Annotated in this window: 23 protein-coding genes and 2 tRNA genes; 4 read left to right on the top strand and 21 right to left on the bottom strand. The window is 73.3% G+C overall.

The annotated features are described in order from the left end of the window. Nucleotides 1-49 precede the first annotated feature (49 nt). On the top strand, nt 50-1177 hold the full coding sequence (gene asd, locus J2W21_RS11145) for an aspartate-semialdehyde dehydrogenase (RefSeq protein WP_307114586.1): 1128 nt from the start codon (nt 50-52) through the stop codon (nt 1175-1177). Nucleotides 1178-1299: 122 nt separating this feature from the next. On the opposite strand, the gene J2W21_RS11140 is transcribed toward asd, so the two are convergent. The 11 genes from J2W21_RS11140 to J2W21_RS11090 form a co-directional block, all read right to left on the bottom strand. Further along, nucleotides 1300-2259 carry a hypothetical protein gene (locus J2W21_RS11140; RefSeq protein ID WP_307114585.1) on the bottom strand — a complete coding sequence of 320 codons (960 nt, stop codon included), beginning with the start codon at nt 2257-2259 and terminating at the stop codon, nt 1300-1302. A gap of 210 nt (nt 2260-2469) precedes the next feature. Further along, nucleotides 2470-3591, bottom strand: coding sequence for a winged helix DNA-binding domain-containing protein (locus tag J2W21_RS11135; RefSeq protein ID WP_307114584.1), 1122 nt, complete (start codon nt 3589-3591; stop codon nt 2470-2472). 55 nt (nt 3592-3646) lie between these two features. Beyond that, on the bottom strand, nt 3647-4915 hold the full coding sequence (locus J2W21_RS11130) for an acetyl-CoA C-acetyltransferase (protein ID WP_307114583.1): 1269 nt from the start codon (nt 4913-4915) through the stop codon (nt 3647-3649). Further along, nucleotides 4912-6564: an AMP-binding protein gene (locus J2W21_RS11125; RefSeq protein ID WP_307114582.1), complete on the bottom strand. Its 1653-nt coding sequence runs from the start codon at nt 6562-6564 to the stop codon at nt 4912-4914. The genes J2W21_RS11130 and J2W21_RS11125 overlap by 4 nt, the downstream gene beginning before the upstream one ends. A 17-nt stretch (nt 6565-6581) precedes the next feature. Beyond that, the gene (locus tag J2W21_RS11120; protein WP_307114581.1) at nt 6582-7772 is read right to left on the bottom strand and encodes an acyl-CoA dehydrogenase family protein; all 1191 of its coding nucleotides are present in this window, start codon (nt 7770-7772) and stop codon (nt 6582-6584) included. Nucleotides 7773-7840: 68 nt separating this feature from the next. Continuing rightward, a complete protein-coding gene (locus tag J2W21_RS11115; protein WP_307114580.1) occupies nt 7841-9031 on the bottom strand; it encodes a 3-hydroxyacyl-CoA dehydrogenase family protein in 1191 nt (396 codons plus the stop codon). A gap of 49 nt (nt 9032-9080) precedes the next feature. Beyond that, a complete protein-coding gene (locus J2W21_RS11110) occupies nt 9081-9818 on the bottom strand; it encodes a TetR/AcrR family transcriptional regulator (RefSeq protein WP_307114579.1) in 738 nt (245 codons plus the stop codon). Then, complete coding sequence (locus J2W21_RS11105; protein ID WP_307114578.1) at nt 9815-10879, bottom strand: UDP-N-acetylmuramate dehydrogenase; 1065 nt, start codon at nt 10877-10879, stop codon at nt 9815-9817. Before J2W21_RS11105 ends, J2W21_RS11110 begins: the two co-directional genes overlap by 4 nt. Nucleotides 10880-10892: 13 nt before the next feature. Beyond that, the gene (locus J2W21_RS11100; protein WP_307114577.1) at nt 10893-12230 is read right to left on the bottom strand and encodes an MFS transporter; all 1338 of its coding nucleotides are present in this window, start codon (nt 12228-12230) and stop codon (nt 10893-10895) included. 8 nt (nt 12231-12238) lie between these two features. Beyond that, entirely contained in the window at nt 12239-12673 is a 435-nt protein-coding gene (locus J2W21_RS11095) for a MaoC family dehydratase (protein WP_066502660.1), read from the bottom strand. A gap of 35 nt (nt 12674-12708) precedes the next feature. Continuing rightward, entirely contained in the window at nt 12709-13173 is a 465-nt protein-coding gene (locus J2W21_RS11090) for an FAS1-like dehydratase domain-containing protein (protein ID WP_307114576.1), read from the bottom strand. 82 nt (nt 13174-13255) lie between these two features. Between J2W21_RS11090 and J2W21_RS11085 the strand changes: the two genes are divergently transcribed. Together J2W21_RS11085 and J2W21_RS11080 are read left to right on the top strand one after the other, a co-directional pair. Further along, entirely contained in the window at nt 13256-13636 is a 381-nt protein-coding gene (locus tag J2W21_RS11085; protein ID WP_307114575.1) for an ArsR/SmtB family transcription factor, read from the top strand. Then, nucleotides 13633-15351 (top strand): SulP family inorganic anion transporter, encoded by a 1719-nt coding sequence (locus J2W21_RS11080; protein WP_307114574.1) that lies wholly within the window; start codon nt 13633-13635, stop codon nt 15349-15351. Before J2W21_RS11085 ends, J2W21_RS11080 begins: the two co-directional genes overlap by 4 nt. Here the strand turns inward: J2W21_RS11080 and J2W21_RS11075 are convergent. From J2W21_RS11075 to J2W21_RS11050, 6 genes are all read right to left on the bottom strand, one after another. After that, a complete protein-coding gene (locus tag J2W21_RS11075) occupies nt 15341-15565 on the bottom strand; it encodes a DUF3188 domain-containing protein (protein WP_307114573.1) in 225 nt (74 codons plus the stop codon). The two genes, J2W21_RS11080 and J2W21_RS11075, sit on opposite strands and share 11 nt — an antisense overlap. A gap of 31 nt (nt 15566-15596) precedes the next feature. Then, nucleotides 15597-16526 carry a DUF2797 domain-containing protein gene (locus J2W21_RS11070; RefSeq protein ID WP_307114572.1) on the bottom strand — a complete coding sequence of 310 codons (930 nt, stop codon included), beginning with the start codon at nt 16524-16526 and terminating at the stop codon, nt 15597-15599. A 16-nt stretch (nt 16527-16542) separates the two neighbouring features. Continuing rightward, nucleotides 16543-17433 (bottom strand): HpcH/HpaI aldolase/citrate lyase family protein, encoded by an 891-nt coding sequence (locus J2W21_RS11065; protein ID WP_307114571.1) that lies wholly within the window; start codon nt 17431-17433, stop codon nt 16543-16545. A gap of 73 nt (nt 17434-17506) precedes the next feature. After that, complete coding sequence (locus J2W21_RS11060; RefSeq protein WP_307114570.1) at nt 17507-17695, bottom strand: hypothetical protein; 189 nt, start codon at nt 17693-17695, stop codon at nt 17507-17509. Nucleotides 17696-17853: 158 nt separating this feature from the next. After that, on the bottom strand, nt 17854-18300 hold the full coding sequence (locus tag J2W21_RS11055) for a pyridoxamine 5'-phosphate oxidase family protein (protein ID WP_307114569.1): 447 nt from the start codon (nt 18298-18300) through the stop codon (nt 17854-17856). A gap of 79 nt (nt 18301-18379) precedes the next feature. Then, entirely contained in the window at nt 18380-20083 is a 1704-nt protein-coding gene (locus J2W21_RS11050; protein WP_307114568.1) for a glycoside hydrolase family 13 protein, read from the bottom strand. Between the two features lie 120 nt (nt 20084-20203). Here J2W21_RS11050 and J2W21_RS11045 point away from each other — a divergent pair, with 120 nt between their 5' ends. Then, the gene (locus tag J2W21_RS11045; RefSeq protein WP_307114567.1) at nt 20204-21382 is read left to right on the top strand and encodes an ROK family protein; all 1179 of its coding nucleotides are present in this window, start codon (nt 20204-20206) and stop codon (nt 21380-21382) included. A 40-nt stretch (nt 21383-21422) separates the two neighbouring features. On the opposite strand, the gene J2W21_RS11040 is transcribed toward J2W21_RS11045, so the two are convergent. The 4 genes from J2W21_RS11040 to J2W21_RS11025 form a co-directional block, all read right to left on the bottom strand. After that, nucleotides 21423-22529 carry an acyltransferase family protein gene (locus J2W21_RS11040; protein ID WP_307114566.1) on the bottom strand — a complete coding sequence of 369 codons (1107 nt, stop codon included), beginning with the start codon at nt 22527-22529 and terminating at the stop codon, nt 21423-21425. A gap of 147 nt (nt 22530-22676) precedes the next feature. Beyond that, a tRNA-Met gene (locus tag J2W21_RS11035) sits at nt 22677-22750 on the bottom strand. A 62-nt stretch (nt 22751-22812) separates the two neighbouring features. Then, nucleotides 22813-22884 (bottom strand) — tRNA-Thr (locus J2W21_RS11030). A gap of 164 nt (nt 22885-23048) precedes the next feature. Beyond that, nucleotides 23049-25121: a DEAD/DEAH box helicase gene (locus J2W21_RS11025; RefSeq protein WP_307114565.1), complete on the bottom strand. Its 2073-nt coding sequence runs from the start codon at nt 25119-25121 to the stop codon at nt 23049-23051. Between the last annotated feature and the right edge of the window lie 318 nt (nt 25122-25439).

Genomic DNA, 25439 nt, shown 5'->3' with positions numbered 1-25439 from the left:
AGATGCATCCCACAGGCGGCCCATGCGGTGCCCCCGTAGAATGGAGGGCATGACTTCTTCGGTAGGCTTCGTCGGCTGGCGTGGCATGGTCGGCTCCGTCCTGATGGAGCGCATGCAGGATGAGGGCGACTTCGCCTCGATCAATCCCGTGTTCTTCTCGACATCCAACGCGGGCGGCGCGGCCCCCGCGTTCGCTGAGGGCGCCGGCGCCCTCCAGGACGCGTACGACGTCGAGGCGCTGAAGAAGCTGCCCATCATCGTCACGGCACAGGGCGGCGACTACACCAAGCAGGTCCACCCCCAGCTGCGCGCCGCCGGGTGGGACGGCCTCTGGATCGACGCGGCGTCGACGCTGCGCATGAACGAGGACTCGATCATCGTTCTCGATCCCGTGAACCGGAAGGTCATCGACGAGGGCCTCGCCTCGGGTGTGAAGGACTTCGTGGGCGGCAACTGCACCGTCTCCTGCATGCTCATGGGGCTCGGCGGCCTGTTCCGCAACAACCTGGTCGAATGGGGCACGTCGATGACGTACCAGGCCGCCTCCGGCGGCGGGGCGCGGCACATGCGCGAGCTCCTCACGCAGTTCGGCACGCTCAACGGTGCCGTGGCCGCGGAGCTCTCCGACCCGGCGTCGGCCATCCTCGAGATCGACCGGAAGGTGCTCGCGGCCCAGCGCGGCGGCGTCGACGCGACCCAGTTCGGCGTCCCCCTCGCCGGCTCGCTCATCCCCTGGATCGACGCGGACCTCGGCAACGGCCAGTCGAAGGAGGAGTGGAAGGCCGGCGTCGAGACCAACAAGATCCTCCGAACCGGTGCGGGCGCGCCGATCGAGCCGGTGATCATGGACGGCCTCTGCGTGCGCATCGGCGCCATGCGCTCGCACTCCCAGGCGCTCACGCTTAAGCTGCGCGAAGACCTCTCCGTGGGCGAGATCGAGCGCATCATCGACGCCGACAACGAATGGGCGCACGTGGTGCCCAACGAGAAGCAGGCCTCGATGGACCAGCTCACCCCCGTCGCGGCGTCCGGCACGCTCGACATCCCCGTAGGCCGCATCCGCAAGCTCGAGATGGGGCCGCAGTACATCTCGGCGTTCACCGTGGGCGACCAGCTCCTGTGGGGTGCTGCCGAGCCGCTGCGCCGCATGCTCAAGATCGCCACGGGGACCCTCTGAGGCTTCCGCGCCGCTGAGTACCGGCCGTGTGCCGGTACGGAGTCACGAACGGCCCTCGGCCGCATGAACGGTGCTGACCGGCGCCGATCGTGCCGCCGGGGGCCGATCGTGTAGCGCAGGCGTCAGCTGGCGAGCTTCGTGGCGCGGGCGAACGCGGCGAGGACCTTCGCCGCGATCACTCCTGGCGTGCTGAGATCGGCCCACCGGACCCGGACGACCACCCATCCGGCGGCGGCCAGTGCGTTCTCGCGCCTGCGCTCGGCGAGGAGGACCTCCGCCGTGGGGCGATAGGCGAAATACTTGCTGTCGCCGTCAAACTCGAGGATGACCTTGAGCTCCGGCCAGGCGAAGTCCGCCCGGTAGAGGCCCTCCTCGGTCATCACCTCGAACTGCAGTTCAGGTGCCGGCAGGCCGGCGGCCGCGAGCGCGATCCGCGTGCGCGTCTCGCCCGGGGACTCGGCCCGGGGATCGAGCGCCCCGAGCAGCCGCTCGACTCTGCGGGCCCCGCGTACCAGCCCGGACCGCTCTGCCGCCGCGGCGATCCCCTCGACGGAAGCACCGCGTCGCAGAGCGTGGTCCCCCACGACCGCGGCCCGCTCGAGGTCGAGGATGCGCGCGCAGTCGGCGACCGTCCGGTCGACCGACGTCAGGCGCAGCATCCTTCCGCTGCGGAGGACGTGCACGAGGTCCTCGTCGCCGACCGGCTGCCGGTGGGCTGCGACATCCGGCCCGTGGCTCCGGGCCGACGAGGCATACGGAACCGTGAGATGGATCCGCTCCCCCACATCCCACACCGCGCATCCGAGGAGGCGGGCTGCGGTCGTGTGGCTGTACGTGGCCGGCGTCGCCCGGGTAGCGGCGTGCCCGTCGATCCGGTACAGGTCCTTCTCCCAGGGCGCCGCCGCGTTCCACACAGCCATGAGCACGTAGGCACCTCGGCGGACCCGGTGCACGCAGCGGGCGCGGACGGCCGAGGTCAGGACTCGGTCCGTGATCCCGGCGGTGGCGAGCACGTCCGTGGTGGCCACCGCGGACTCGGGCCAGCGGACCTCGACGAGTGAGCGAAGAGCTGCAGCCTCCATGCTCGGAGTCTGGCGCAATCGGGGCGGCTGTTCGAGCTGACCGCCGGCCTCTGTGGATAACTCGGAGTCCCCCGGGCGACGTTCTGCACCGGAACCTGAGCGTGAGCGGTCCTCGGCCGCATGATCGGTGCTGGGCGGCGCCGATCATGCGGTGCGGCACCGATCGTGCGGTGCTGCACCGATCATGCGCACGCGCGCGAGGGCAGCGGCTTACCTGGCCCAGTAGGACTCGATACGGGCCACAGCCTTGGCCAGCGCAGCCGACGCCGCGGGGCCGAGGTCCTCGAAGAGCACCGGCTCCACGCGGGGCGCGGCGGGCCGCCCGCCCTTGGTCCATGTGCCCACCGCCCGGCCGCCCACGGTGACCATGGCCTTGAAGGTCCCGTTGAGGCCGGGGATCAGGCGCTGGAGGTACGCGTCCGGGATCGCCACGGAGCGGTCCGGGTAGCCGATGGCCAGCTCGTCGAAGCCGGGCACCGCGGCGACGGCGCGGGTGCCGGCCCGGGAGTCCGCGAGCGCGGCCACCTCGGGCGCGCAGGACAGCATCCGCCCCTCCCAGGTCACCCGTTCGGCCTGCGCCGCGGCCGCCGCGAAGGGCCCCCGCACCGCGCCGAGCGGCTGGCCGAGCCACCAGGCGAAGTCCCGCTCGTCGACCGGCCCGTGCGAGGCGATGTACCGCTCGGCGAGGTGCTCGAGCGCGTCGTCCCCCGCGAGGCCGGCGCCAGGCGGGAGCCACTCGTCGGCGAGCCGGAACTCCTGCTGCCGCCCCCGCAGGGGACCCTGCACGAGCACCATGCGGTGGCTCAGGATCGAGACCAGATGGATGCCGCGCTGGGCTGCCGTGGGCTGCCCGGCGGCCTCGAAGGCCTCGAAGAGCTCGGCGCGGGTCATCCCCACGCCGCCGGCCAGCCTGCTCTCCGCGGTCTTGCGGGCGACGGCGACGTCCTCCTCGCCGATGCCGAGGTCACGGTGCCGGGCCGAGGCCGTGCGCATGACGCGCTCGTGGGCGAGGCCCACGAACATCCGCACGTCCTCCGCCGCCACGGTGAAGAGCGTGCCCCGCATCGTCCACGTGCGCACGATCGCGCCGCTCGCCAGCGCGCCGGCGACCTCGGAGGCCGCGCTGCCCCTCGTCCTCAGGCCGACCGCGAGGAGCCCCGACTGGAGGTCCTGGCTCTGCAGGGCTCCCATGCGGCGCACCGCCGAGACCGGATCGGCCGCGGGCCCCAGCGCGCCGCCTGCCGAGGCGACCGGAAGCAGCCCCTGCGCGGCGAGCCTGAGGCGCGCCACCGCCGTCGTGCGCAGCCCGCGCGGCACCACGGAAGACTTCATGGGTCCATCATCGCCCGGGATGCGGACAGCAATGGTCCGCATCCCGTTCTGGGGGTCAGCGCTCGAGGAGCAGCGCGTCGCCCTGTCCCCCGCCGCCGCACAGCGCCACGGCGGCGCGACCGGAGCCGCGGCGCACCAGCTCGTGCACGGCCGTGACGACTACGCGCGCCCCCGAGGCGCCGATCGGGTGGCCGATCGCGATCGCCCCGCCGTTGACGTTGACGCGCTCCATCGGCACGCCGAGCAGCGCCGCCGAGTGCGCGGCGACGGACGCGAAGGCCTCGTTGACTTCCACGAAGTCCAGCTCGTCCACAGACCAGCCCTCACGCGCGAGCGCCGCGGAGATGGCCTTGGCGGGCTTGTCCGGAAGCGTCGTGTCCGGCCCGGCGATCTGGCCGTGGGCGCGCACGACGGCGAGCACCTCCAGCCCGCGCCGCTCGGCTTCCGCGCGGGTCGTCAGCACGAGCGCAGACGCCCCGTCGGAGATCGGGGAGGCGTTCCCCGCGGTGACGGTGCCCTCCGGGGAGAAGGCCGGCCGGAGCTTCGCGAGCGTCTCGGGGGTCGAGTCGGGCCGGATGCCCTCGTCCTCGGCCACCTCGAGCACGGCGCCCTTGCGCTGCGGTACCTTGACGGGCACGATCTCGGCCGCCCACACCCCGGCGGCCGCCGCGGCGCCGGCGCGCACGTGCGAGGCCGCCGCGACGGCGTCCGCCTCCTCCCGGGTGAGCCCGAGCTCGGCGTTGGCGCGGTCGGTCGCGAGCCCCATGGCCTCATGGTCGAACGCGTCGGTGAGGCCGTCGTGGGCCGTGACGTCGAGGAGCTCCATGGAGCCGTAGGCCGTCCCGGCCCGCGTGCCGGCCACCAGGCGCGGGGCCTGGCTCATGGACTCCTGGCCGCCGGCCACGACGACCCGGGCGTCGCCGAGCCGCAGCATGCGCGCGGCCTCGATGACGGCGGAGAGCCCCGAGAGGCACACCTTGTTCACCGTGGCCGCGGGCACGGTGAGCGGGATGCCGGCCGCGACGGCGGACTGGCGCGCCGGGTTCTGCCCCGCGCCGGCCTGCAGGACGTGGCCCATGACCACGGCCTCGACGTCCTCGGCCGTGACCCCGGCGCGCCCCAGCGCCCCGGTGATCGCAGTGCCGCCGAGCTCCACTGCCGTCAGCCCGGCGAGCTGGCCGAGCAGCTTGCCCTGCGGCGTGCGGGCCGCGCCGACGATCACCACGTCGTCGGGGGCGGCCAGCGCAGGGAGATGACCCCCCACCGTTGAGGGGTCATGTCCCTGCGCGTCGGCGCCGGCATTCTGGGTCTCCGAGGTGCTCATCGTGCTCCTTCCGCCGCGGCGAGGGCGCGCAGCTCGTGCTTGAGGGTCTTGCCCGTGGAGGTCTTGGGCAGCTCGTCGGTGAAGTGGATCTCGCGCGGGACCTTGAACCCGGCGATGAGGCCGCGCACGTGGCCGGACAAGGCCTCGGCCGTGAGCGCCGAGCCGCCCGCGCGCACCACGAAGGCCACGGGGCGCTCGCCCCAGCGCTGGTCCGGCATGCCGACCACGGCGGCGTCGAGCACGTCGGGGTGGGACACGATCGCCTGCTCGACCTCGATGGTCGAGATGTTCTCGCCGCCGGAGATAACGATGTCCTTGGCGCGGTCCCTGAGCTGGATGTACCCGTCGGGGTGCATGACCCCGAGGTCGCCGGTGTGGAACCAGCCGCCCGCGAACGCCCGCTCGGTGGCCTCAGGGTCCCGATAGTAGCCGAGCATGACGTTGTTCCCGCGCAGGACGATCTCGCCGAGCGTCTCGCCGTCCGCGACGACGTCCCGGAGCTCGCCGCCCGTGCCGACCTCGACGACCCTGGCCGCCTCTGCCTGGACCATGCCCACGCCCTGCCGGGACAGCTTCGCCGCGCGCTCGTCGGGGTCCAGGGAGTCCCAGGCCTCCTGGTACTCGCAGACCGTGTAGGGCCCGTACACCTCGGTCAGGCCGTAGACGTGCACCACCCGGGCGCCGAGGTCGCCCAGCCGGCGGATGATCGTGGGCGACGGGGGTGCCCCCGCCGTCGTGATCCGCAGCGGGCCGGCGCCGCGCGCCGCGAGCGGGTGCGCCTGCTCCGCGTCGGCGATGATCGAGCAGACGGTGGGGGCCCCGCACAGGTGGGTCACGCCGTCGTCGAGCGCGGCCCAGACCGCCTCGGCGCGCACGGCGCGCAGGCACACGTGGGTGCCGGCGGCCGCGGTCACCGCCCACGGCGTGCACCAGCCGTTGCAGTGGAACATGGGCAGGGTCCAGAGGTACCGGGTGCCGCCGTCGAAGCCCTGGTGGTGCGCCTCGCCGAGCGCATTGAGGTAGGCGCCGCGGTGCGAGTACAGCACTCCCTTGGGTCTGCCCGTGGTGCCGGAGGTGTAGTTGAGCGTGATGGGCGACTGCTCGTCGTCGACGCCCCACGGCAGGTCGGGCCCGTCCGGCGCGCCGGCAAGGAGGTCGGCGTACAGCTCGCGCGCTCCCGTCCCGTCCTCGCGCACGACGCCGGCCGCCTCCTCGTGCGCGCCCGGCACCTCGGCGTCGGGCACGACGACGACCGGCACCGCGGCGGCCGGGCCGCCCAGCCGCGCGACGCCCTCGACCGTGGCGAGCAGTTCGGTGTCCGCGAAGAGCAGCGCAGCCTCGGAGTGCTCGAGGATGTACTTGACCTCGTGCGCCGCGAGGCGCGTGTTGAGCGCCACGAGCACGCCGCCGGCGAGGGGCACGGCGAAGTGCGCGATGAGCGTCTCGGGCACGTTGGGAGCGAGGAACGCGACCCTGTCCCCGGGCCGGATCCGGGCCGCGAGGGCCTTGGCGAGGCGCTGCGCCTCGGCGCCGAACTCGGCGTAAGTGTAGCGGCGGGATCCGTGCTCGATCGCGATCCGGTCCGGGAAGACCGCGGCGGAGCGCTCGAGGAAGCGCAGCGGGCTCAGCGCCGAGAAGTTGGCCTGCATGGCAGCTCGTCCCCGGCTCAGGCGAACGCGCCCACGCCGGTGACGTCGCGCCCGATCAGGAGGGCCTGGACGCTCTCGGTGCCCTCGTACGTGTGGATCGACTCGATGTCCATCATGTGGCGCACCACGTGGTTCTCGAGCAGGATGCCGTTGCCGCCGAGCAGGTCGCGGGCGGTCTGGGCTATGAAGCGGGCCTTGCGGGTGTTGTGGTACTTGGCCATGGACGCCTGCGTGGGCCGCATCTGGCCGGCCGCGTCGAGGCGGGCCAGATGGACGCAGTGCAGCTGCATGCTCGTCAGCTCGGCGAGCATCTGGGACAGCCGGTCCTGCACGAGCTGGAACTTCGCGAGCGGCTTGCCGAACTGGACGCGCTGGCCCGCGTAGTTCACGGCGGCCTCGTACGCCGCGGTCGCGTGGCCTAGGGCGGACCACGCCACCCCGAGGCGGGTCGCGACCAGCACCTTCGAGGTGTCCTTGAACGTCTTCGCCCCCGGCAGCACGCTGTCCTTCGGGATGCGGACCCCGGTGAGGCGGATGCGGGCCTGGTGGATCGCGCGGAGCGAGCCCTTGCCCTCGATCACCTCGGCCTCGTAGCCGGGGGTGTCCTGCTCGACGAGGAAGCCGCGCACGTTGCCCTTCTCGTCGCGGGCCCACACCACCGTCACGCCCCCAGAGGCCCCGTTGCCGATCCACTTCTTCTCACCGTCGAGGACCCAGTGGTCGCCGTCGAGGCGCGCGGTGGTCTCGAGGGAGACCGAGTCCGAGCCGTGGTCCGGCTCGGTGAGTGCGAACGCGCCGAGCTCCTCGCCGCGGGCCAGCGGCCCGAGCCAGCGCTCCTTCTGCTCCGCCGAGCCGTGGTAGGCGATCGAGCGGAGGGCAAGGCCGCCCTGGACGGCCACGACGGTGCCGAGGGAGCCGTCGGCCCTGGAGACCTCCATGTTGACCAGACCGGCGGCGAGCGGGCTCATGGGCTCCAGGCCGGGCACCTCGATGCCGTCAGCGAGGAGGTTCAGCTCCCCCATGCGCTTGACGAGGTGCAGCGGGTACTCGGCCCGATCCCAGTACTCGTTCATCTGGGGCAGGGCCTCGTCGCTGAAGGCGCGCGCGCGGGCCCAGTGGACGCGGTCCTCGTCGCTGAGTGTGCCGAAGGCGGAGAACACCGAGTAGTAGTCGGTGTCGAGGGCTGCGGAGACGTCGTAGTCGGGCATCGGAATCCTCCGGGGTCAGGGCGTGGGGTCGCGGCGTGGGGTGAAGGGGCGGTTCAGGGGGGAGCGGATCAGCGGGCGGGCGTGGCCAGCAGCGGGGTGAGGCCGCCGGCGGGGTAGTTGGCGCCGAGGACCATGCACTGGTCGATGTCCTCGGCGGAGTCCACGACGCCCTCGGCCAGCGTGAGCCCGACTTCCTCGGCGAGGGCCGCGCGGACACGCTCGAGGACGCGGGTGCCGTCCACGGGCTCCGGGGCGGCGCCGGAGCGGGCGGCTGCTACCCGCTCGAGGAGGGCAGACGCCTCGGGTACGAGCGCGCCGTCATCCGCGAGGAGGCGGCGGACGCCGGACTCCGCCGCGGCGGCCAGCCACGGCGAGAGCGGGAACCGGTCCGGGTAGGAGCTGTGCATCGTGGCACAGATGTGCTGCTGGACGGCGGTGCCGATGTAGTCGATGAGGGTCAGCGGGGTCATCGGCAGGCCCCACGGGGCGAGGGCGCGGTCGACGGCGAGCGGGTCGCCTCCCGCAGCCGCGGCCGCCTCGATCTCGGCCAGGACCTCGGCGAAGAGCCGGGTCAGGAGGCGGTTGACCACGAAGCCCGGCGCGTCCGCGACGGGGACCGCGGTCTTGCCGAGCGCCGCCGCGAGGCCTGCAGCGGCGGCCATGGCCTTCGCCGAGGCCACCGGGGTGCGGACGAGTTCGAGGAGGGGCAGGACCGCGACGGGATTGAAGAAGTGGAAGCCGACCACGCGTTCCGGGTGCGCCAGGCCCTCGGCCATGGCCTCGACCGAGAGGGAGGACGTGTTCGTCAGCAGGAGGCCGTCCGGGGCGATGGCGGCCTCGGCGGAGGCGAACACCGCGCGCTTGACCTCGAGCTCCTCGAACACGGCCTCGATGACGGCGTCGCAGCCGGCGAAGTCGGCGGGGTCGGTCGTGCCGGAGATGAGCGCGGCGATCTCGGCAGCCTCGCCCGAGGCGAGCCGGCCCTTGGCCTCGGCCCGGTCGAGGCGGGCGCGGATGCCGGCCCGGGCGGCCTCGACGCGCTCGGCCGACAGGTCGCTCATCGTCACGGGGACCCGGAGCTGCTGCGCGAAGAGCGTGGCGAGCTGGCTGGCCATGAGCCCGGCGCCGACCACGCCGACCGCCCGGATCGCGCGCGGCGGCGCTGCGGCGGCAGAGGCCGGCCGGGCAGCGGAGGCGCGCTGGGCGGCAGGGGCGGGCGAGGCGGCAGGGGCGGGCGAGGCGGCAGCGGTGTGGGGCACGCCACCATGTAACCGTGAAACTCAGTCTCAGGTCAAGTGATACGGAGTGTCACGGGCCGGTCTGGAGGGCTTCCCGGATCTTCCGGGCGATGTCCGCCGGGGCCGCGCTGCGGGGGAAGACCGCGACCACCACGTCGTCCGGGCGCGCCGCCATGGAGTCCTCCGTGCGGGAGGCGCGGTCAGCGCCCGCGGCGACGGGGCCGGCGTCGTGCGTGGAGGCCTCCCCCGGGGCGACGCCGTAGAGGCGGCGCACGGCGTCCAGCTCGGCCCGCAGCCGGGCGGCGTCGAATCCGGGCTCGCCGCGCATGAGCTGGCGCAGGCAGTAGTTGTGGGTCGCGATGACGGTCGAGGCGAACCGGACGGCGTCGAGGGGCGCGATGCCCGGGACGGCGGCGCGGAGGTAGCGCTGGAAGAGCCGCTCGTAGCGAAAGGTCGTCACGAGCTCCTTGTCGCGCAGGCCCGGCTCGCGGTTCACCACGCGGTAGCGCAGCTGTGCCAGGTCGCCGAGCCCCGCGAAGTGCTCGAACACGAGGCCCGCGGCGCGGCACACGGCCTCCCACGGATCGTCGTGGGGCTCGGCGAGGAAGGCCTCGGCCTGCTCGAGCAGTGTGTCGTGGTCGGCGAAGACCACGTCCTCCTTGGAGCGGAACTGCCGGAAGAACGTGCTCCGGGACAGGCCCGCGGCCGCGGCGATCTGGTCCGCGCTCGTCGCCTCGTAGCCGTGCTCGGCGTAGAGCCGCACGGCGGCAGCCGCGACGTCGAGGCGGCGGCGGGCGGCGTCGCTCACAGCTCGAGCCCGATGAGGAGCGGCTCGTTGTGCAGCTCGATCCCGAAGCGGGCACGGACGCCGTCGCGCACCTCGCGGGCGAGGGCGAGGAGGTCCTTCGCGGTCGCGTCCCCCCGGTTGGTCAGGGCGAGCGTGTGCTTCGTGGAGAGCGAGGCCCGGCCGCCGGTGACGCTGTCCGCGTCGAGGCCGTAGCCCTTGGGGAAGCCCGCGTGCTCGATCAGCCACGCCGCGGACGTCTTCACGAGCCCGTCGCCGGCCGGGTACCGCGGGGCACCCTCGGGGAGGGACGCGGCGTCCGCCTCGGTGAGCACGGGGTTGGTGAAGAAGGAGCCGGTCGAGTAGGTGTCGCGGTCCGCCGGGTCCAGGACCATGCCCTTCGAGCCGCGCAGGCGCAGGACCTCGCGGCGCACGTCCGTCGCGTAGGCGCGCTGGCCCGGCTCGACGCCGAGGGCACGGGCGAGCTCGGCGTACCGCACGGGAGCACCCATGCGCCCGAGGGCCAGCTGGAACTCGACCGTGAGGACCACGTAGCGGGGCGAGCCGTTGGCGGTGGTCCGCTTGAGCACGGAGTCACGGTAGCCGAAGGCCAGCTCGGAGGGGACGAAGGTCTTCACGGCGTTCGCCTCGCGGTCCCACGTGCGCACCTGCCAGACGGTCTGCGAGACGTCCTGCCCGTACGCGCCGACGTTCTGCACGGGGGTGGCGCCCGTGGAGCCCGGGATGCCGGAGAGGGCCTCGATCCCGCTCCACGCGTGGTGCACGGCGTGGTCCACGAGGGCGTCCCACGGGTGGCCCGCCTGGACCTTGACGGACACTCCCCCGCACGTGTCCGCGGAGTTGACCACGAGGCCCTCGGAGGCGATCTTCAGGACGGTGCCGGGGTAGCCGTCGTCGGAGACGAGGAGGTTCGAGCCGCCGGCGATGATCAGCAGCGGCTCCCCGGCGGAGTCGGCGGTGCGGACGGCGTCGATGATCTCGGCCTCGCTGTGAGCTTCCTCGAAGCGGGCGGCCGGGCCGCCGACGGCGGAGGTGGTCAGGGAGGACAGGAGGGTCTGGCTCACCCGTCCAGCTTAGTCACACGGCCGGGGCGCCCCTGCGGGCTGCCTGCCCGGCAAGTGCCACGCTGACGACGACGAAGAGCAGGACCGTCAGCAGCGAGTACCGCACACCGGTGAACTCGGCCACGAAGCCCAGCAGCGGCGGCCCGCACAGGAACGCGCCGTAGCCGATCGTGGAGACCACCGAGACGCGGGCCGCGGCGTGGACCGGATCGTCGGCGGCGGCTGACATCCCCACCGGGAAGCCGAGCGAGGCGCCGAGCCCCCAGACCACGAGGCCGGCGAACGCGAGCCACAGCGCGGGCGCGAGCACGAACACGGCGAGCCCCAGCAGCGCGAGCACCCCGCAGGCCCGCAGCGCGGTCACGCGGCCGTGGCGGTTGAGCACCGGGGTGCCGAGGAACCGTCCCGCGGCCATCGCGCACACGAAGACGCTGTAGCCCACGGCGCCCACCGCCTGGGAGACGCCGTAGCCGTCCGCAAGCGCGAGCGCGACCCAGTCGCCCGCCGCGCCCTCGGCGAGCGCGAGCCCGAGGACCATCACGCCCAGCAGCACGGTGCGGCGGTCGCGCCAGGCCGCCGCCACCTGCGCCCGCCCGCCCGGGCCGGCGCTGTCAGGGGCGGTTCCGGCGGCGACGGCGCCGTCGGCCTCGCCGGGCGAGGAGAGCACGGACGACGGCGGGTGCTCCCCGGCGGCGGGGACTTCGCCGTCGTGCGCGGTGCCGGCAGCACGGTCGGCGCGCAGGAAGGTCCCGGCGGCCGCCACGGCGACGGCCACGACCACGCCGGCGGCGCCCAGGTGCCACGCGAGCGGCACCGCAGCGGCAGCGGCCCACGTGCCGACCACGGCGCCGAGGACGGTGCCGAGGCTGAAGGAGCCGTGCAGCCTGGGCATGATGAACCTGCGCAGCGCCCGCTCGACGGCGGCGCCCTCGACGTTGGACGCGGTGTTCCAGCTCGCCGTCCCGAGCCCGACCACCGCGAAGCCCACGGCGGCGGCCACGGGCGAGCGGAGCACGGACGCGCCGAGGCCCAGCGTGAGGAGGCCGAGGCCCACCATCAGGGCGCCGGCCTGGATGGTGCGGGCGGAGCCGATCCGGATGACCACGAGCCCCGACGCCGAGACCGAGGCAAAGGAGGCCAGTGTCATGCACAGCAGGAGCAGGCCGACGCCGCCAGGGCTGAGGCCGAGGTCGCTGCGCAGCGCCGGGACGCGGGAGACCCAGCTCGAGAAGGCGACGCCGCTCGCGCCGTACGCGACGATGACGGCGAGGTGCCAGTGCCGGACCTCGGCGGGCACGGGCGGGGCCGGGGTCCGCGGGGCCGGGGTCCGCGGCGCTGGCAGCCGGGCCATGGGGCGGCTCAGGCCAGCCGGACGAGTGCCTGCGCCTTGGTCAGCACGCGCTGGCCGGCGTTGGTGACGGTGAGGTCGATCCGGGCCGTGCGGGCCTCGGGGTCCAGCGCGCCGACGGTTCCGACGACCTCGAGGACCGCCCCCGGCTCCTCGGTCCCGGTGGTGTCCTGGACCGGGACGGGCTTGGTGAAGCGCGTCTGGTAGTCCACCACGGCGCCCGGATCTCCGGCCCAGTCGACGACGAGCTGGACGGCGGCGCCCATCGTGAACATGCCGTGGGCGATCACGCCCGGGAGCTCGACGGCGACGGCGAAGTCGTTGTTCCAGTGGATCGGGTTGAAGTCGCCGGAGGCCCCGGCGTACCGGACGAGGTCTGCGCGGGTCACGGCGACCTCCCGGCGGCCGATCTCGAGGCCCTTCTCGAGCTGGTCGAACACGGGCATCACGGCGGTTCCGGCCTGGGTGCTGTCCTCGGTGCTCACTGGCCCTCTCCCCTCACGAGAATCGACGAGACGGTCGTGGCGACGCTCTCGCCGCCGGCGTCCCCGGCGCCCAGCGCGCGGATCTCGGCGCGCGTGGTGATCATGGCGCCGCCGCCCATCGCGCGGACGGTGTCGACGTGGAGCTCGGCGGTGAGCCGGTCCCCCGCGACGATCGGGCGGTGGTGGGTGAAGCGCTGCTCAGCGTGGACCACGCGGGAGAAGTCGATGCCCGACTCGGGATCCGCGATGAGCTGGGCGTCGGCGCGCTGGGCGACGATGATCGCGAACGTGGGCGGGGCCACGAGGTCGGCGTGTCCGAGGGCCCGCGCGGCGTCGACCTCGTAGTGGGCGGGGTGCTCTGCCTTGACGGCGCGGGCGAACTCGCGGATCTTCTCGCGGGCGACGTCGTACACCTCGGCGGGCGGGTACACGCGACCGGCGAGGTCGGGGTTGATGGCCATGGGGAAAGCCTATCCGCTGGCACTGACACTCCTGAGGATCAGACGGTATGATGAATCCATCAAGCCGTCATCTGGAGGCAGCATGTTCAGCGACCGCGAGGCCCCGCTCTACGAGATCAAGGCAAACCTGTTCAAGGGCCTCGCCCACCCGGCCCGGATCCGCATCCTGGAGATCCTCACGGACTCCCCCGGGCAGTCCTGCCCGGTGAGCGAGCTGCTCGAGGGCACCGGCCTCGAGGCCTCCCACCTCTCGCAGCACTTGGCGACGCTCCGCCGCCACCGCGTCGTGACCAGCGTGCGCACGGCCAACTCGGTGACCTACTCGCTCGCGCACCCCTCGATCGCCGAGCTCCTCGCGATCGCCCGCGCCTTCCTCCTCGACACGCTCGCCGAGACCCGCGAGCAGCTCGAGGCCGCCTCCGCCCTCCCTTCGGTCGCCGTGCGCGACGGCGCCGCCCGGTGAGCGCCCCCGGCCTGCCGGCCTCGGTGCGCGGCATCGCGGCCAGAGGGCTTGGCGCCCTCCGGACCCTCCTCCCGCGGGCCTCCGACTACGCGGGGGCGCGCCGCACATGGCGCGGCGACCTCGTCGCGGGGCTCACGGTGGGCATCGTGGCCCTCCCCCTCGCTCTCGCCTTCGGGGTGAGCTCGGGCGTGGGGGCCGAGGCCGGCCTGGTGACGGCGATCGTGGCGGGGCTCGTCGCGGCCGTCTTCGGCGGCTCGCACGTGCAGGTCTCCGGCCCCACCGGCGCCATGGTCGTGGTCCTCGCCCCGATCGTGGCGTCGCATGGGGCGGGCGCGGTCGCCCTGCTCTCCGTCATGGCCGGCATCATCCTCGTGGCCCTCGGCGGATCACGGCTGGGCCGGGCGGTCGCCTACATCCCGTGGCCCGTCGTGGAGGGCTTCACACTCGGGATCGGCGTGATCATCTTCCTCCAGCAGGTTCCCCTCGCCGTGTCCGCCCACGTCGCCCCCGGGCAGAACACGGCGGTCGCGGCGGCGGCGGCCGTGGCGGCTGCGCCGTGGCCCCGCGCCGCGGCGAGCCTCGGCGTCGTCGTGCTCGTGGCCGCCACCACCCTCCTGGTGCCGCGGATCCACCGCGCCCTGCCGGCGAGCCTCCTCGCGATCCTCGTCGCCTCGCTGGGGGCCGGGCTGCTGGGCCTCGACGACGCCGAGCGCATCGGTGCCCTGCCGTCCTCGCTCCCGGCGCCGGCGCTGCCCGGCTTCGCCCTCTCGGACCTGCCCTCCCTGGCCGGGCCGGCCGTGGCGGTCGCCACCCTGGCCGCGATCGAGTCGCTCCTCTCGGCGCGGGTCGCGTCCGGGCTCACCGGCCCCGACGGGCGGACGACCGGCCCGTACAACCCCGACCGCGAGCTCGTGGGCCAGGGGCTCGCCTCGCTCGCCGCCGGGCTCTTCGGCGGCATGCCCGCCACGGGGGCGATTGCGCGGACGGCGGTGAATGTGCGCTCAGGCGGGAGGTCCCGGATGGCCGCGGTCGCCCACGCCCTGGTGCTGCTCGGCGTGGTCTACCTCACGGCCCCGCTCGTCGCCCAGATCCCGCTCGCGGCCCTGGCCGGCGTCCTCATGGTCACGGCCGGGCGCATGGTCTCCGTGCGGACCGCGCGCCGGATCCTCGGCTCGACGCGGCAGGACGCGGTGGCGTTCGTGCTCACCGCCGTCGTCACCGTCGCCTTCGACCTCATCGTGGCGATCCAGATCGGCCTCGTCGCCGCGGCCCTGCTGACCCTGCGCCAGTTCGCGAAGCTCGGGAGCGTACGGCGCGAGCCGATCCCCGGGCCGGCGCACGACGGCGACGAGCACATCGCCGTCTTCCGACTCGATGGCCTCATGTTCTTCGGCGCGGCGGAGCGGGTCCTCGAGGAGGTCACCCGCACCTCGTCGGCCGACGGCGTCGAGGTGGTCGTCCTGCGCCTGTCCCAGCTCCGCTACCTCGACGCGACCGGGGCCCAGACCCTGGTCGAGGCGATCCGCACGCTCGAGGCGCGGGGCGTGACCGTGCTCCTCAAGGGGGTGCAGGAGAACCATCTCGAGCTGGTGCGCCGGGTCGGGGTGATCGCCGAGCTGCGGCACCACCGGCACCTCTTCGACTCGCTCGATGAGGCCGTGGAGCACGCCCGCAGCCATGTGCGGCGGGCCAGGCTGCCCAGCGCTACCGCTTGAGCCGCCGCTTCGCCTCGCGGACCCGGATCCCGAGCCCGACCATGTGGACGATGAGGCCGATCCCGATGACCGCGATCGACGGCCACAGGAGCCACGTGACGTGGCCGAGGTTGGCCACGATGCTCAGCACGATCCCGATGCCGAGGAAGGCCATGCCCGAGAACACGACCTTCCTGTAGAGCGGTGAGGCGGTCTCCCAGTAGTCGTTCGGCACGGCGTCCAGTCTAGGCGGGCGGGCGCCCTGCTCAGAACAGCGGGGTCTGCCGGGGCTGGAGGGCGCTCTCGAACGGCCCGAGCCCGATCACCCTGCCCCGGAGGCGGCCGAGGTGCGCGACGAAGGACTCCCCCGCCGGCCCGGCGGAGCCGAGGGCGAACGGGCCGAGGACTGAGGCGAGCGTGAGGGCGTGGTCCCCCTGGGCGGGGTCGGCGGGATAGACGCTCCTCGGCGTCTCCGAGAGCAGGCCCCGCCCCGCTGCCGGCGGCTGCCAGCTCTCGCGGACGACGTCGAACCCTCCGATGCCTCCCACCTCGCCGAGCAGCCCGGTCACCTCGGCGGCCCTCGCATCGAGGAGCTGGGCGAGGCGCGGTGCGGGGAGCGGGCTGGCGAAGGCCGCCAGCTTGGCCGCGGAGCTGATCGCCTGGCCGATGCCGAGCCCGGCCGTCACCGCGTCCTCGAGGACCCGGACCACGCGGCCATCGGCCGCAGCTGCGACGTACACGGCGGCGGCTGCCCCCTGCTCGGCGAGCCGGTTCCAGCGGCGAGCCGAGCTCGCGGTGCCGATCTTGACCTTCCCGGCGGCACTCATGGCGACATAGAGCCAGTGCGGCTGCATGAGGTAGTCGCGCAGCCCCTCGGGGACCTTCCCGGTGCGGTGGAAGGCGTGGATCAGGCGCGTGTCGTCGCGCTGCTCGCAGGCAGGGCACGCGGCGCCGTGGGCCGCGAGCGCGCGGTCGGGACAGGGGACGCGGGTGCGGGTGCGGGCCGAGTGCACCCGGGTGAAGCCGAGGCAGTGGACTCGTCCGTCCAGCACGCGCCAGCCGAGGCGCAGTCCTGGGGTGAGGGCGACCTCGTGCTCGGCGCCGTCCGCGGCCGCCATGCGCAGGGACGGGGCCCCGCCCTGTTCGGCGGGGCCGTCCCACGCGATGCCGTGGACGAGCCAGGGCCCGCCTTCCATGGCAGGCGGCCGGTGCCTAGACCGCCGGCTGGACGCCGAACGCCGTGGCGAGCTTCATGATCTTCTCGGCGCGGCCCAGGCGCGGGAGGTCCGAGCCGTCGCGGATCACGCGGCCGTTGGCCTCGAAGTCGCGCATGAAGTCGGTGGCCCAGGCGACGTCGGTCGGCGTCGGGGAGATGACCTCGTTGATCACAGTGGTCTGGTCGATCGCGAGGCACAGCTTGCCGGTCATGCCCATCATGACGGTGATCGCGCTCTGTTCGCGCAGGATCGGGTGGTTCGTGCCCACGGTGGGGCCGTCGATCGGGCCCGGGAGGTTGCCCACGCGGGAGGCGACGACGAGCTTCGCGCGCGGGTAGGCCATGGCCTCTGGCGTCGCGGCCATGCCGGTGTCGCGGCGGAAGTCGCCCGAGCCGAACGCGAGGCGGAAGGCGCCCTGGGCCTTGGCGATGCGGTTGGCCTCCTCGATGCCCACGGCCGATTCGACGAGCGGGATCACCGGGGTCTTGCCGTCCATGCGGTGGAAGCTCTCCGTCACCTGGTCGGCGGACTCGGTCTTGGCGAGCATGACGCCGAGCAGGCCCGGGGTTCCGCGCAGGCCGGCGAGGTCGTCGGCCCAGAACGGGCTCGTGGCGTCGTTGACGCGCACCCAGGCGCGGCCGCCGGCGGTCAGCCAGCGCGTGACGTTCTCGCGGGCCTCGTCCTTGTGCGAGGGGTCCACGGCGTCCTCGATGTCGAGGATGATGGCATCCGCCCGGGAGCCTGCCGACTCGTCGAACAGCTCCGTGCGCATCGCGTTGACGAGCAGCCAGGAGCGGGCGATCTCCGGGCTGATCTCGCGCGCGGGGCGGGCGGGGCGGTCGGCGCCCACGGGGCGCGTCGAATCGGCGGAAGCAGGTGACGTCATGGGTCCACCGTATCGCCGCAGGGGCCCGGCTGGCACATCGGCGGGGCCGCCTGGCCGCCCCCGCCGGGCGCGCTCAGAAGACGCCCAGCTGGTAGCCGGCCTTCCAGCCGCCGCAGGCCTCCCACCAGCGGATCCCGGCGGGGAGCTGGGGGACGCACGAGGGCACGGAGTCGGCCCGGCGGCGTTCGGGCTTGGGTCGCCTCTCGAGGGGACGGGATGCCTCGTGCGGGGTGGGGCTGGTGACGGTCTCCTGCTCGGCCACGGGACTCTCCTGACAGATGAACGGTCGAAGAATCGGGCTCCCCAGCCAACCTCGATGCATCAAGTGGACGCCTGCGGCCGCAATATGTCAAGCGACTTTATTAATAGCGCGCGACGGCGCCCGGCGCGGCCGCTGTGACCACGCCGGGCGCCGTCCCGCTACTGGGCGAGGTACACGCGCCGGCCGCTGAGACGGTCGGGGCGGACCCGGACGAAGAGGTCCCGCACTCCCCCGGCCCACGGCTCGTCCACCATCTGGCCGAACAGCGCGGTGAGCTCGCCGGCGTCCTCCACGATCTCGGCCCGGCCGCTCGCGAGGACCGACCACCCCGCCTGGACGGCAGGCTGCATCGCGTCCACCTGCAGGGCCGCCCCCTCTTGGGGCAGGCTGTGCGCCACGCTCCCGTCGGGCGACGTGCGGAAATGGACCGCGCCGCCGTAGACGAGGTACCCCACGGGATAGACCGCGACGCGGCCCTCGTGGACGAAGGCGAAGCGTCCCACACCGGAGGAACCGAGCAGTGACCAGCACTGCTCGGCGTCCAGCTCGTAGTCCTCGTGGCGGGCCCCCGGCCCGTAGTGGAAGTCCGCGTTGACGTCGGCCATGGCCCCTCCCCGTCGGTGGTCTCCCCTTAGGCTCCCACGGAGCACGCGGGCGCGGAAGGGCCCTTCGCCCTCTCCCGCGCTAGGACCGTGCGCGGACCCAAGCCGTAGCGTCGCCGGGGAGCTTGCCGCCCTCGACCTCCGCGCTCGAGAGCAGGACCTCCCCCTCGGGCAGTTCCGTCGGAGCCGCGCCGAAGTTGGCCACCACGTGCCAGGCGCCGCCATCCGGAGCCGTCCGCGCGAAGTGCAGCACGTCCCCGTCCGCGGTGTCGATCCACTCGAGGTGCTCCTCGCCGGTCAGCTCGTGGCGCAGCGCGAGGGCCCGGCGGTAGAAGGCGAGGGTCGAGCCGGCATCTTGCTCCTCGACGCTCACGGCGTAGTCCTTGAACCATGCCGGCTGCGGCAGGTGCGAGCCGTTGGCCCCGAAGCCGAACGAGGTGCCCGTGGGCTCCCACGGCAGCGGGACGCGGCAGCCGTCGCGGCCGATCTCCACACCGCGGTTGCGGAAGTACGTGGGGTCCTGCCGGTCCTGCTCCGGGATGCGGCCCACCTCCTGCAGGCCGAGTTCCTCCCCCTGGTACAGGTAGGCGGAGCCCGGCAGCGCGAGCATGAGCAGGGTCGCGGCCTTGGCCCGGCGCAGCCCGAGCGCGGCGTCGACCTCGGCCGGGTCCCCGCCGTCAAGGAGCCAGTCCTTGCCGTCGGTGCCGGCGCCGCCGCGGCCGGTGCCCTTGGGGAGTCCGTAGCGGGTAGCGTGCCGGACCACGTCGTGGTTCGAGAAGACCCACGTCGACGAGGCGCCGGTCGCAGCCGCCTCGGCGAGGTTCTTTGTGATGACCTCGCGGAACTGGGCGGCGTCGAAGTCGGACTGGAGGAGGTCGAAGTTGAAGGCCTGCCCGAGGCCCTCCGGCGAGGCGTAGCGGGCGCGGCGGTCCGCATGGACCCAGGCCTCGGCGACGGCTGCGCGCGGCGGGTTGTACTCGTCGAACACCTTGCGCCATTCGGCGTAGACCGAGTGGACCTCGTCGCGGTCCCACAGCGGGTGCTCCCCGAGGGCGAAGAGGTCGGCGCGGTGGATGGTGGCGAGGTCGTCGTGTGCGGCGTCCATGTCCTTCTTGAGGCCGTGCGCGACGTCCACGCGGAAGCCGTCGACCCCGCGGTCGGACCAGAAGCGCAGGGTCGTCAGGAAGTCCTCATGGACCTCGGGGTTGTCCCAGTTGAGGTCCGGCTGCTCCTTGGCGAACAGGTGGAAGTACCACTGGCCGGGCGTCCCGTCCGGCTCCGTGACGCGCTCCCACGCCCCGCCGCCGAAGATCGACGTCCAGTCGTTCGGGGGCAGCTCGCCGTTCACGCCCCGGCCGTCGCGGAAGATGTAGCGGTTGCGGGCCGTCGAACCGGGCGCCGAGGCCAGCGCCTCCCGGAACCATGCGTGGCGATCCGAGGTGTGGTTCGGCACGATGTCCGCGATCACCTTGATGCCCGCGCCGTGGAGCGCGGCGACCATCTCGTCGAAGTCTTCGAGGGTGCCGAGCCGGGGGTCAACGTCGCGGTAGTCGTCGACGTCGTAGCCGCCGTCGGCGAGGGCCGAGGGGTAGAACGGGCTGAGCCAGACGGCGTCGATCCCGAGCTTCGCGAGGTAGGGCACGCGCGAGGTGATGCCCGGGATGTCGCCGAGGCCGTCGGCGTTCGAGTCGGCGAAGCTGCGGGGGTAGATCTGGTAGACGGCGGCCTGGCGCCACCAGTCGGCGGACGGGTTCGTGCGGTCGGGCTCGTGGGCGGTGGTGGGCACCGGTCCTCCTGTTCCATGGGTCTGCCGCAGGGTGCGCAGCGCGGCCCCGCGTTTTATATTTAGAATCTAAATCAATGCCGGAGTCCATTATTCGGTCGGTGTGAGGGGGAGGTCAAGCGCATGAGGAGAGGACCCGCGGCCGGGCCGCACGTGGTGCGGCTCGCGAACGCCGAGACGGTGCTGCGGAGGCTCCGGGAAGCACCCGACGCTGGCCTCACCGCAACCGAGCTCGTGGACGCTACGGGCCTGAGCCGCGCCACGGTGATCGCCGTCGGCGACGACCTCGTGCGCCGGGGCTGGGCCATCGGGCTGGACCCCGAGCGGGCCGAGGCCGGGCGGGGGCGGCCCCCGCGCACTTTCGCCTTCCGCGCCGACGCCGGCGTGGTCCTGGGCCTCGACATGGGCGCCGGGAAGACCACAGCGCTCGTGGCCGACCTCCGCGGCCGTCCCCTCGGCTCGGCCACCGGGACCTTCCCCGGGGCAGGCGCCGCCGGGCGCGTGGACACGGTGAGCGCGACGGCGCTCGCAGCCCTCGCCGCGGCCGGCACGAGGCCTGGTCGGGTCCTCGCGGTGGCCGCCGGCGTCGCCGCCCCCGTCGACCGGGACGGCCGGATCGCCACCCCGAGGGACTTCTGGGAGCAGTTCGACGTGGGCCTCGCCGAGGGCCTTGAGGCGCGCCACGGCTGGCCGGTGATCCTCGAGAACGACGCGAACCTCGCGGCCCTGGCCGAGCAGTGGCGCGGAGCGGCCCGCGGCGTGGACGATGTCGCCGTCGTGCTCGCCGGAGAGCGCCTCGGCGCGGGGCTGCTCGAATCCGGACGTCTCCTGCGGGGCCGCCACGGCGGCGCAGGCGAGCTGTCCTTCCTGCGCCTCGTCGAGGGCGCCGCGGGGCCCCACGGCATCGGCCAGCTGGCGCGGGCGTGGGGCGCCGAGGCGGCGGCCGAGGGCGCGCTCGCGGACCTCGCGCCGGGCGAGGTCACGGCGGAGGCGGTCTTCGCGGCGGCGCGCGACGGCGATCCGGGCGCCTTGGGCGTGCTGGACCGCCTCGCGGAGCACATGAGCCGCGTCGTCGCGGTGCTGGGCACGCTCCTGAACCCGGAGCTCGTGGTCCTGGGCGGCGCCGTAGCGGGGGCGGCCGCGGCCCTGCTGCCGGGGATCCGCCGTGAGCTCCCGCACCTGACGGACACCCCGCCGCGTGTCGAGGTCTCCTCGCTCGGGGGCGACGCGGTGGCCCTTGGCGCGGTGCGCCGAGCGCTCGACGACGTGGCCGACCGCGCCCTGGCGATCGCGCTGCCCTAGCAGGGAGGCCCGGCGCACGGGCCCTAGGAGGCCGGCTGCGTCAGGCGGGGGCTCCGGCGGCCACGGCAGCCCGGGGCGCCCAGGTGGCGGTCCGGGCCCTCAGCCAGGCCACGAGCGGCTTGGTCGCGGCGTGCGCTCCGGCCGCCAGCACGAACGAGAGCGGCCCCGCAATCGCGCCGACCTCGAGGAACTGCGAGTGTGCCATGACTCCGAGCAGGCACAGGACCGGGTAGTGCCAGAGGTAGATCTCGTAGCTGATGCGCCCCACGTAGGTCAGCGGCCGCAGCGAGAGGATGCGGCGCAGCGGCCCGTCGCCCCCGCGCACGATCGCGACGATGAGCAGCAGCGTGCCGGCCGCGGCCGCGAGGGTGTGGACGATCGAGAGCGGCACGATCGAGGAGTGCACCACGGAGAAGCCGATGAGGGCCAGGCCGAGCAGGCCGTGCCAGGGACGCGCCGCACGCTGGGACCCGTGGAGGACGAGGGCCAGCGCGCAGCCGGCGAACAGGCCGCTCGTGCGGAGGATGAAGGACATGTGGCCCGTGGTGGCCTCGAGCACGAGGGCCCACACCCCGAGCCCGACGGCCGCGACGGCCGCGGCGGCGATGGCGCGCCGCCGGCGTCGCCCATGCACCGTCCGCGCCCCCTTCACGAGGAGCACGAGCGCGATCGGCCAGACGAAGTAGAACCACTCCTCGAGCCCGAGCGTCCACGTGTGGGCGTAGGCGGAGAGGCTGTCGGCACCCGTCTCGGCGCCGACTGGCATGAGGTAGAAGAGCGCCATGAGCGAGCCCCAGACGGCGTTCCCCGTGCCCATGAGGACGGCGATGGGCACGAACACCACGGCCAGCATGATCAGCAGCGGCGGGTACAGCCGGATGACGCGCCTCAGGTAGAACCGGCGCAGCGAGATGCCCCCGTGCGCGTCGTGCTCCTCGAGGAGCAGGGTGGTGATGAGGAAGCCCGAGAGGGCGAAGAAGATGTCGACGCCGCCGGCGCCGCCGAAGTGCACCGGCATGACGGCGTGGTAGACCACGACCAGGACGATGGCGAGGGCGCGGATGCCGTCGAGCGCCGGCACATGGCCCAGGCTCCCCGCGCGGGGCCGGGCCGGCGCTGCTGAACTGACAGTGGCTGTTGCCGTCATGCTTTCCTCTCGTTCGGGTCCGAGAGAGTGTAGCGGAGATGCCTTGGGACCATTTTGAGGAAGCCTACCCAGAGGGCCCCGGGAGGAATCAGGATCGGCCGCCCCGGAGAGAGAAAAAGGACCCCCGGTCTCCCGGGGGTCCTGCTGTAGCGGTGCCGGGACTCGATCCCGGGACCTCACGATTATGAGTCGTGCGCTCTAACCAGCTGAGCTACACCGCCACGACAAGGAAAAAGGCCGCGCCATCCGGTCAACACCGGTTGACGCGGACCCTCCTTGCGAGAGCCCCCCACGGGAATCGATCCCGTGACCTCCATCTTACCAAGATGGCGCTCTACCACTGAGCTAGGGGGGCAACAGACAGATACTTTACCGGAAGAGCGGCGGCCTCACCAAATCGACGGGACCGCTTCCTGCTCCCCCGTCCGGGCGCGCGCTGCCGCACCCTGCGGACCCGGGAAACGGGGCGAGCCCGCCCCCGGGGTGTCCGGGGACGGGCTCGCCCTCAGGCGCGATGGATCACCAGGCGCGGCTGCGGCTGCTGTCCTTGCCGTGGCGCGGCTTGCGGTCGCCGAACCCGCCGCGGCCCGCGTACCCGCGGTCGTCACGGTCACGGCTGCCGCTGCGGCCACCGCGGTCGGGGCGGCCGCCGAACCCGCGGTCGCCGCCACGGTCGCCGCGGTCGTTCCGGCCGCGGAAGCCGCGCTCGCCGCCACGGTCGTTGCGGTCGCCGTCCCGGTTGGGGCGGCGGCCCGAGTCGAGCTCGAGCTTGATCAGCTCGCCGCCGATCCGGGTCTTGGACAGGGCCTTCCACTGGTCGGAGGAGAGCTCCGCAGGCAGCTCCACGAGGGAGTGGTCCGCGCGGATGTCGATCCCGCCGATCTGGCTCGAGTGGAAGCCGCCCTCGTTCGCGAGCGCGCCCACGATCGAGCCCGGCATGACCCGCTGGCGACGGCCGACGGCGATGCGGTACGTCGCGTTGCCCTCGGTGATCGAGCGGGACGGGCCGCGGGAGCCGAAGCCGTCCTTGTTGCGATCGCGCTTCTGGTGATCCGGGGCGGACGGGAGCTCCTTGACGAAGAACGGGGTGTCGCCCTGGACCATGACCGCGAGCGCGGCGGCGATCTCGGCAGCCGGGACCTCGCGCTCGTTCTCGTAGGAGGCGATGAGGTCGCGGAACATCGAGACGTCCTCGGACTCGAGGGTCTCCGTGATCCGGTCGGCGAACTTGCTCATGCGCAACGAGTTGACCGTCTCCGCCGTCGGCAGGTGCATCTGCTCGACCGCCTGGCGCGTGGCCTTCTCGATCGCCCGCAGGAGGTACTTCTCGCGCGGGGTCATGAACAGGATCGCGTCGCCCTTGCGGCCGGCACGGCCGGTGCGGCCGATCCGGTGCACGTAGCTCTCGGTGTCGTGCGGGATGTCGTAGTTCACGACGTGGCTGATGCGCTCGACGTCGAGGCCGCGGGCGGCGACGTCGGTCGCGACGAGGATGTCGATCTTGCCCTCGCGCAGCGCCTCGACGGTCCGCTCGCGCTGGGCCTGGGCGATGTCGCCGTTGATCGCGGCGGCCTGGAAGCCGCGGGCCTTGAGCTTCTCGGCGAGGTCCTCGGTGGCCATCTTCGTGCGGACGAACGCGATGACGCCGTCGAACTCCTCGACCTCGAGGATGCGGGTGAGGGCATCGAGCTTGTGCGGGCCCATGACCTGGACGTAGCGCTGGCGGATGTTCTTCCCGGTCGTGGTCTGGGACTTGACCGTGACCTCTTCCGGCATGTTGAGGTACTGCTTGGACATGCGGCGGATCTGCGAGGGCATGGTCGCCGAGAACAACGCCACCTGGCGGCCGTCCGGGGTCTCCTGGAAGATGCGCTCGACGTCCTCCGCGAAGCCCATCCGGAGCATCTCGTCAGCCTCGTCCAGCACGAGGTACTGCAGCTCGGAGAGGTCCAGGGAGCCCTTCTCGATGTGGTCGATCACGCGGCCTGGCGTGCCGACCACGACCTGGGCGCCGCGGCGCAGGCCGGCGAGCTGCGGGCCGTAGGCGGAGCCGCCGTAGACCGGCAGCACGGTGAAGTCGTCCAGGTGCTTGGCGTAGGAGGTGAAGGCCTCGGCCACCTGGAGCGCGAGCTCGCGGGTCGGGGCGAGCACGAGCGCCTGGGTCGCGCGGGAGGGGCCGTTGAGGTCGTGGAGCTCGGCCAGGCGCGAGAGCGCGGGGACGGCGAACGCGGCGGTCTTGCCGGTGCCGGTCTGGGCCAGGCCCACGACGTCGCGTCCCTCGAGCAGGAGCGGGATCGTCGCCGCCTGGATGGGCGACGGCTTCTCGTAGCCGACGTCGGCGAGGGCCGCGAGGACGCGGCCGTCGATGCCGAGGTCAGCGAAGCGGGGGGTGCCGTCGTCCTCGGAGGAGGGAGCGGCGTCGTCCGCGGAGTCGCGAGGGGTGACCTCGGCGTCCGACGGGGTGACCTCGGCGTCCGACGGGGTGACCTCGGCGTCCGACGGGGTGACCTCGGCGTCGGGCGTGGTGGTCTCGGGGGTCTCGATGGCCTCGGACATCTCGTTGGTCTCGGGCTTCTCGATGGTTTCAGGCATGCGTGTGTCCTCGCAGTGGGGAGCCGGGGAGGCTCGTCGTCGGTCAGTTACTCAGGCCCGGCGCTCTCTCAATCCCAGGCAGGGCTCCTACGCTGCATTCGGCACCACATGCACCCGTACAGCGTTTGCTTCAGCCGGACTCCCCTATGCAATTGCCCGCATCGCGGGCCCCAACACGCACCAGTCCTGCCTCAAGAATTGGGCAGGAGAAGGGAATTCCGGAAAGTGGGGGATGCATCCATCATACAGGACGCACGACGCCGCCCCTCGCCTCGGGCGGTTCTGCCGCCGTGAGGTCGGGCACAGTCGCGCGGCGAG

Source organism: Sinomonas atrocyanea, assembly GCF_030811715.1.
GTDB classification, from domain to species: domain Bacteria; phylum Actinomycetota; class Actinomycetes; order Actinomycetales; family Micrococcaceae; genus Sinomonas; species Sinomonas atrocyanea_A.
This window is presented reverse-complemented; position numbering and strand designations above follow the sequence as displayed.